Here is a 7340-nt window from a genome sequence, read left to right on the forward strand (position 1 = left end):
CCCACCGGCGGGGGCGCCGTAGGCCGGAGCCCCATGGGCCTGGACGCCGTACGCCTGCGGGCTGCCCGGATGTGCGGCCGCGCCCGACGCGGAGGGCACGCCCTGCTGAGCGTGTGCTCCCGAGGGCGCGGACGCGCTGGGCTGTGCAGACGCACCGGGCGGCACGTCGGTGCCGTACTCGTCCCGGGACGGCACGGCCTCGGGTGAGGTCCAGCCCCGGCCCTCGTCCTGGGGCCGGTCGCCGTCGTGGTTCTGCGGAGGGATGTTCTGCTGCGGATCCTGCGGATCGTTCATGATCGGGTCCTTGTGGTCGAGGTGCGTGCGGCCGGATGCGATGCGACTCCCATGTCTGCCTCACACCCCCAGGAAGCGGAGGACGGCGAGCACGCGGCGGTTCTCGCTGGTGTCCGCGGACAGGCCGAACTTGGTGAAGACGGAGCTGATGTGCTTCTCCACCGCGCCGGCGGAGAGGTACATCGCCTGGGCGATCGCGGAGTTCGACTTGCCGGAGGCCATGTGCTCGAGCACCTCCCGTTCACGCTCGGTGAGATCGGCCAGGCCGCCCTGGCTGCGGGATCGCACGAGGATCTGCGAGACGACCTCCGGGTCCAGCACGGTCCCGCCGCCGGCCACCTCCTCGAGCGCTCCGAGGAAGTCCTCGACATCCGCCACGCGGTCCTTGAGGAGATAGCCAAAGCTGCCCGCGCCGGAGGCGATGAGGTCGCTCGCGTAGCGCTCCTCCACGTACTGGCTGAGCACCAGCACCGCCACGTCCGGGTTCTGCTCGCGGATGAGGGTCGCGGCGCGGATCCCCTCGTCCGTGAACGAAGGAGGCATGCGCACGTCCACGACCGCGAGGTCCGGGGCGAGCGCGGCGACCGCGCTGAGGAGGCCGCTCGCATCCGCGGCCGCCGCGACGACCTCGTGTCCGGCGTCCGTGACGAGGAGGGAGATGCCCTCACGGAGGAGGACGTTGTCTTCTGCGATCACGATGCGCATGGCACCTCCACGACTATCGTTGTCGGACCGCCCACCGGGCTGGTCACGGACAGGGTTCCCTTGGCTGCGGCGACGCGGTCGGCCAGGCCCTTGAGACCGGTCGACGTGCCGTCACGGACGATCCTCGCACCACCCGCGCCGTCGTCGGAGACGGCCACCTGGAGCAGGGGCGCCTCAGCGGTGCCCACCCCGGCGATGGTCACGCGGGCTTGGCCCGCCCGGGCGTGCTTGGCGATGTTGGTGAGCGATTCCGCGACGACGAAGTACGCGACGGACTCCGCCTCCGCGCTCACGCCCTCGGGCACCCGCACGTCGAGCGCCACCGGCACGGAGGAGCGGGCGGCGAGCGCGCTGATCGCGGCGTCGAGCCCACGGTCCTCCAGCACCGCCGGGTGGATGCCGCGTGCCAGCTGGCGGAGCTCCGTGATGGCGGCCTTGGAGTCCTCGTGCGCCTGACCCACCAGGCGCTTGGCACCCTCCGGGTCCGAATCGAGCTTGGACTTGGCCATGCCGAGCTTCATGCTCAGCGCCACGAGCATGGGCTGGACCCCGTCGTGCAGATCGCGTTCGATCCGCAGCCGTTCCGTCGTCGCCGCGTCCACCGCGCCGGTGCGCGCCGTCTCGAGCTGGCCCACCTCGCGGCTGAGCGTCTCCCGCTGCTCCTCGAGCTCCTCGGTCTTGGCCGGCGGCAGCAGTGCGCGGTCGAGCATGCGGTCCAGCCACGGGGAGAAGGCCAGCAGCGCGAACCCCACCAGCATCACGAGGATGCCCAGGGCGCCCACCCAGAAGCGCACGGAGAACGGGACGTCGCCGTCGAAACCGCCCAGCAGCGCGTCCGGCAGGTCGCCGAACCCCAGCGTGAGCCGGGAGCCCGCACTGCCGGGGTTGATCGCCACGGTGAGCGCTCCCGCGCCGGTGCCCACGGTCAGCGTCACGAGGACGCCGATGACGACTCCGTAGAGCGACTTCACATAGTGGTGGGCGACAGAACGCCAGTACGCCCCCGAGGAGAGGATCAGCCACTGCTGGTGCAACCAGCCGCCGAATCCGCTGCGCAGGGTGCGCCGGTACCGCGGGACGAGGATGCGCTCCCCGTAGACCGCCTCCGCGCGCAGACGCTCGACGTGGTTGACGCCGCGCTGCAGGAAGAACCAGACGAGCAGCGCGAAGATCCCGCTGCCCAGCGCGAAGAGCCCGCCCAGGCCCACGAAGAAGAGGACCGTGGGGATCCACAGGAAGAACGTGCCGATCACGGCGGAGAGGGTGACGTTGAGAACGCCCATGAGCCAGGGCATCCGGGCCTTCGTGTAGCGGGCGGGGGCCGGTCCCGGTCCCCAGGCGCCGGGGTCCCAGCCGCCGGAGCTGCCGCCTGCGTTTCCGCCCGCCTCCGCCGGCGGCTGATCCGCCGGGGCGGGCTGGACGGGCTCCCCTGTCCGCTCCTCCGTCAGCGGCTGATGCGCCGCAGCGGGGAGCTGCGCCTCGTCCTGAGGAGGCTGCGGCTGCACGCGCGTGGGTGCCTCGCCCTCCGGCATGATGCGGGTGGGGGCGTCTCCGGCCGGCATCACGCGGGTCGGTGCCTCGCCCGCCGGGGGCACCTGCCCGTCCGGGAGCGGTCTGGTCGAGTCGTCTTCGTTCATGCCTCCACTCTCCCGCCTCCGGCAGGAGCGCGGCTACAGGGCGAACTGCCGTCCGAGGTGGGGAAAACCCTCCTCCTGCACCTGGGGGTTCTCCGCGAGCGGCCTCCGAGCTTTCTGCCTACCATGGTGAGAGCCGGACCGCCGGCGGTCGCGGCCGGCACCACGGATGACGACCGGCACAGCAGCGAGGAGTCGAGACGCATGTCCCCAGCCGCCCCGCCTGCGCGGTCGCCGCGTGGCAGCAGGAACAGGACGACCGCGCTGGTGCTCGTCTCCGCCGTGCTCGGGCTCATGTACTCGTTCTTCTACCACGCCGCAGCCATCAACGCCTGGCTGCCGGGCACACAGGTGGCGGACCCGGAGCTGTTCTGGGTCACCCTCGTCTCGGACGCGGTGCTGGGCATCCTCGCGCTCTGCCTCGTCCCCGCCGCGATCCGCCACGACGACGAGGAGCTGGAGGAGGACACCTACATCGGCCCTCCGTCCGCGCTCGTCGCGGGTCTCGTGGTCATCACCGTGTGGCAGGTCGCCCCGCTGGCGATCGCCGCCGGAGCCGTCGTCATCATCTCGATCTCCTCGCGCATCTCCGCCTCGTGGACGATACCCGCGGTGTGCGCCTCCCTCTTCTCCGCGCTCATCGCGGAGCTCGCGTTCTTCCACTCCTCTGTGGGGATCGACTGGGTCGTGGTGGGCGCGGTCGCCGCGGCCACCGTCATCCTCGTGCTGTTCGGCACCGTCCGTGGGTACCACCTCCGCAGCCTGTTCCGCGAGCGGGAGGCGGCGGAGCAGACGCCCAGCGCGGATCACGGCCCGCAAGCGGAGCCGCCGCAGGCCTCGGCGGACTCCTCCCGCTGATCCGCGGCCTCGGGCCCGGGCTCTCGCAGCGGCGCACCCAGGCCCGAGGCAGCCTCACACCTCAGCCGGCTCCTCGCCTCGATCCGCCGCCTCGACCCTCTCCTTCCGCACGCGCTCGCGCTCCGCGGAGACCGTCTGATCACCGGCGTTCCAGAAGCGGGTGACCACGGCGAGCACGGCGCAGCCCGCCAGGCACGCGCTGCTCACCGGGAGGGACGGTGCGAACAGGCCCAGGGCGAGCACCGCCATCGCCGTCCGCACCGGGAGGGTGAGAGCTCGGCCCACACCGGTCATCCATCCCTCGAAGGCGCACGCGAGGAAGAAGACGCCCGCGGCGGAGAACACCACGGCAAGGACGATGTCCGTGCCGGCTCCCTGGCCCAGCAGCGCCGGGTTGAAGACGAAGGCGAACGGCACGATGTACTTGACCGCGCCCAGCCTCGTCGCCGTCCACGCCGTCGCCATGGGCGGGGTCTTCGCGATGTTCGCCGCGGCGAAGGCCGCGAGCCCCACCGGCGGGGTGATGTAGGAGACGGTCGCCCAGTAGATGACGAAGAGGTGGGCGGCGATCGGATTCACCCCGAGCTGCGTGAGCGCAGGAGCCATGACGATGGCGAGGAACACGTACACGGCGGACACCGTCATGCCCATCCCCAGGATGAAGCAGGTGACCGCACCGGCGAGGAGGATGAGGACGAGGTTCTCCCCCACCGCCGCGACGAGCTCCCGCGCGAGCGAGAGCGAGACCCCCGTCATGGACAGGCCGCCCACGATCAGTCCCACACCGGCGATGATGCCGATGATCTCCGCGATGGTCCTGCCCGCGGAGACGAGGAAGTCGAACAGCGCGGCGGGCACCTGACGCGCCTTCCCCTCCCCCGTCAGCCGGACGACGAGGACCACGAGCAGGAACGCGACGATCCAGTACGGTGCCTGCGACTCCCGCTGCTGCACGACGAGCAGCGCCACGAGGCCGATGAGCGCGGCCAGATAGGGCCAGCCCCGCAGCAGGATGCCGCCGACCGCGGCCGGCCCCGGTCCGCGCTGCCCCATGAGCCCGGACTTCGCCGAGTAGGCGTCCACCTGGACGAAGATGCCCAGGAAGTACAGAATCGCGGGGATGGCGGCGGCGAGCGCGATCTCGCTGTAGGGCACGCCGATGAACGAGACCATGATGAAGGCCGCGCTGCCCATGATGGGCGGGGTGATGGTGCCGCCCGTCGAGGCCGTCGCCTCGATGCCGGCCGCATAGCGTCCGGGGAAGCCCGCGCGCTTCATGGCCGGGATGGTCATGGGGCCGGTGGTGAGCACATTGGACACCGCGGACCCGGACATCATCCCCATGAAGGCGGAGGAGAACACCGAGACCTTCGCCGAACCTCCCCGATAGCGGCCGAACAATGCCTGTGCGAGGTCATAGAAGAAGGTCGCGCCGCCGGTGTGCTGCAGTGCGACGCCGAAGAGCAGGAAGCCGATGAGGATGGTGCCCGCCGTCTGCAGGGGCAGGCCGAGGACGGAGTCCGCGCCCATGATGTGCCCCTGGGCCGCGCCGCTGAGATCCGTCGAGATGCCGCGGAGGAAGCCCAGAGGCATCTGTCCGGCGGCGAGCGGGTAGAGGGAGAACGCGAGGGCGATGAGGGTGACGATGAGGCCCGCCGTGCGGCGCAGCGCCTCCAGCACCAGGAGCCAGAGGAGGTAGGACAGCAGCACCGCGGTCTGCGGTGCTGCGTAGTCCCAGCCCTGGTTCACGATGGTCTCGCCGTTCACCCCGAAGTACGTGCAGACGCCCGCCGCGAGCAGTGCGAGGATCACGTCGTAGAACGGCACGGGCCGGTTCCGCACGGACTTCAGGAGGGGGAAGGCGAGGAAGCAGATGGGGAGGAAGCACGCGAGGACCAGGTACAGGTAGGAGCTGCGCAGCAGCGTGAAGCCGCCCGGGTTCCAGAAGAACACCTGGTTCATCGCGAGGAGGACGCCCGTGACGGTGAGCACCGCGACGACCGCCTTCCACAGTGGAGTCAGTCGGGTTTCCATATGAGTCCAATCGGTTCGGGGGACGGTGCCGCCGCTTCGTCCCGAGGCGGCGGCACCGCACGGCCGGTCTGCGTCATCGCAGCCGGTCAGGCGAGGTTCTCGTCCTTCCACGCCGTCCAGGACTCGTGGTCCGGCTCAGCGCCCTCCTCGGACTCCCGGTACTCGTCCCATGCGGTGCGCAGCTGCTCCTGACGGTCGATGAGCTCCTGATTCCGGGTCTCCGCCTGCTCGGTCCACATGTCCTGCTCCTCGAGGAACTGCACGAAGCCGTCGTGGAACGGGACCTGGGTGGGGACGCTCTGGATCTCGTCGAGCCCCCAGCCCGAGGTCGTGGGCGTCGCGTCCTCGTAGCTGACGAAGTTCCCGTGGAGAGCGGTGGCGAGGTCGTGCACGGCCTCGGCGGAGGTCTCCGCGTAGGTGATCACCGGGACGGTGTACATGAGGGCGGTGGTCTCCTCGCCCTCCTCCTGTGCGGGGCCGCCGGAGAAGGAGCCCACGAAGGTGGAGGGGGCGACCTCCAGCATGCGCTCGACGGCGGCCTCGTCGTCAGGGTCGAGCTCCAGCCACTGCACGTCGTGCTGGCTCTCCAGCTCGTAGAGCGAGGAGCCGTAGACCTGCTGGTAGACGACGTCCGCCTGGCCGTTCTTCACGCCCTCCGCCTGGTCGCCGTAGCTGATGTCGACGGCCTCCACGTCGTCCCAGGTGAGACCGCCGTACTCGAGCAGCGCGGTCATCTTGTTCTGCACCGAGGGGTTCGCGGTGGCCCAGGGGACCTTCTTGCCCCGCAGGTCGGAGAAGGTGTCGATGCCGGAGCCGCTCAGCGACATGACGCTGTGCGGAGCGGTGGGCGTCCAGGTCATCCTGATGTCCTGCGGGCCCCACTCCGGCACCGCGAAGTCGTACTCCGCCTCGAAGGCGTAGATGTACTCGTCGCCGCCGCGGGAGAAGAGCGCCTGCCCGTCCCGCATGGGGGCGATCCGCCCGATCCCGGTGTCGGAGGGCACCACGCGGATGCTCATCCCCTCCTCGGCGGTGAGGGCCTCCGAGACGGCAGAGGTGTCCGCATAGGTCGAGGTGCCCGTGCCGTAGGTCGCGATCGCGAAGGTGTCGGGGAGCGGCCCCTCGGAGACGGTCTCCGGTTCCGCGCCGTCGCTGCCGCAGGCGGAGAGGACCAGTGCGAGTGCCGCGGCGGAAGCGGCTGCGGGAAGTTTCCTCATTGAAGCTCCTTGTGCATCTGTCGGCGTCGGTGATCTCGCCGATAGCCGGCGAGCCGCTTATATGCGGCACGTCAACTATGCACAGAAGAGGGCTGAATCACAAATCTTTGATGCGGAATCGTTAACAAATCCGCCTCGTGCTCCCCCGGACGGCGCCGCGGAGACTGCAAGCCCCGTGTCGATGTGGTTGAGTACTGTGTGAACGTTCGCTTATATGACGGACGGTTCGGCCACGGCTCGCATCCAGACAGTCAGGTCACGGCTTCATCGCCGGTCGGTCACCGCAGATCGACCGCACAGACCGAGGAGGGTCCCATGAAGGTATTCGGCATCGCCACCCCCAACGCACCCGCAGAGGAGATCGAGATCGAGACGCCGGAGCTCACCGGCGCATCCGTCCTCGTCCGCATCACCCACTCCGGCGTCTGCCACTCCGACCTCCACGCCCGCGCGGGCTTCTTCGACCTCGGCGACGCCGGCCGGCACCCCAACACCTAGGCCGAGGGCCCGGGGGTACTACGCCCCGGCCGAGGGGGATGGGGGGCGGCCCGCGGGGGCGAGGTCCGAGAGGCCCGCCGGGGGGGGGAGGGCGGGGGGG

At 70.4% G+C, this 7340-nt stretch carries 6 protein-coding genes and 1 pseudogene; 2 read left to right on the plus strand and 5 right to left on the minus strand.

All coding sequences use genetic code 11. From position 1 onward, the window contains the following. The 3 genes and pseudogenes from Q0A33_RS13390 to Q0A33_RS13400 form a co-directional block, all read right to left on the minus strand. A pseudogene (locus Q0A33_RS13390) lies at positions 1–294 on the minus strand (hypothetical protein); the annotation flags it as partial. A gap of 60 nt (positions 295–354) precedes the next feature. Further along, entirely contained in the window at positions 355–999 is a 645-nt protein-coding gene (locus Q0A33_RS13395; RefSeq protein WP_291797707.1) for a response regulator transcription factor, read from the minus strand. Then, positions 987–2636, minus strand: coding sequence for a histidine kinase (locus tag Q0A33_RS13400; protein WP_291797710.1), 1650 nt, complete (start codon positions 2634–2636; stop codon positions 987–989). Before Q0A33_RS13400 ends, Q0A33_RS13395 begins: the two co-directional genes overlap by 13 nt. A gap of 201 nt (positions 2637–2837) precedes the next feature. Between Q0A33_RS13400 and Q0A33_RS13405 the strand changes: the two genes are divergently transcribed. Beyond that, entirely contained in the window at positions 2838–3491 is a 654-nt protein-coding gene (locus Q0A33_RS13405; RefSeq protein ID WP_291797713.1) for a hypothetical protein, read from the plus strand. 54 nt (positions 3492–3545) lie between these two features. Here the strand turns inward: Q0A33_RS13405 and Q0A33_RS13410 are convergent, their stop codons facing one another. Both Q0A33_RS13410 and Q0A33_RS13415 read right to left on the minus strand, forming a co-directional pair. Beyond that, positions 3546–5525, minus strand: coding sequence for a TRAP transporter fused permease subunit (locus Q0A33_RS13410; protein WP_291797716.1), 1980 nt, complete (start codon positions 5523–5525; stop codon positions 3546–3548). Positions 5526–5611: 86 nt separating this feature from the next. Next, complete coding sequence (locus Q0A33_RS13415; RefSeq protein WP_291797719.1) at positions 5612–6742, minus strand: TAXI family TRAP transporter solute-binding subunit; 1131 nt, start codon at positions 6740–6742, stop codon at positions 5612–5614. A 315-nt stretch (positions 6743–7057) separates the two neighbouring features. Between Q0A33_RS13415 and Q0A33_RS13420 the strand changes: the two genes are divergently transcribed. Next, the gene (locus Q0A33_RS13420; RefSeq protein ID WP_291797722.1) at positions 7058–7240 is read left to right on the plus strand and encodes a hypothetical protein; all 183 of its coding nucleotides are present in this window, start codon (positions 7058–7060) and stop codon (positions 7238–7240) included. Positions 7241–7340: the final 100 nt, after the last annotated feature.

Source organism: Brevibacterium sp. (genome assembly GCF_022712115.1).
GTDB lineage: Bacteria > Actinomycetota > Actinomycetes > Actinomycetales > Brevibacteriaceae > Brevibacterium > Brevibacterium salitolerans.

Coding starts and splice junctions, on each gene's coding strand:
- Q0A33_RS13395 (WP_291797707.1), bottom strand. CDS start 999: ATGCGCATCGTGATCGCAGAAGACAACGTCCTCCTCCGTGAGGGCATC.
- Q0A33_RS13400 (WP_291797710.1), bottom strand. CDS start 2,636: ATGAACGAAGACGACTCGACCAGACCGCTCCCGGACGGGCAGGTGCCC.
- Q0A33_RS13405 (WP_291797713.1), top strand. CDS start 2,838: ATGTCCCCAGCCGCCCCGCCTGCGCGGTCGCCGCGTGGCAGCAGGAAC.
- Q0A33_RS13410 (WP_291797716.1), bottom strand. CDS start 5,525: ATGGAAACCCGACTGACTCCACTGTGGAAGGCGGTCGTCGCGGTGCTC.
- Q0A33_RS13415 (WP_291797719.1), bottom strand. CDS start 6,742: ATGAGGAAACTTCCCGCAGCCGCTTCCGCCGCGGCACTCGCACTGGTC.
- Q0A33_RS13420 (WP_291797722.1), top strand. CDS start 7,058: ATGAAGGTATTCGGCATCGCCACCCCCAACGCACCCGCAGAGGAGATC.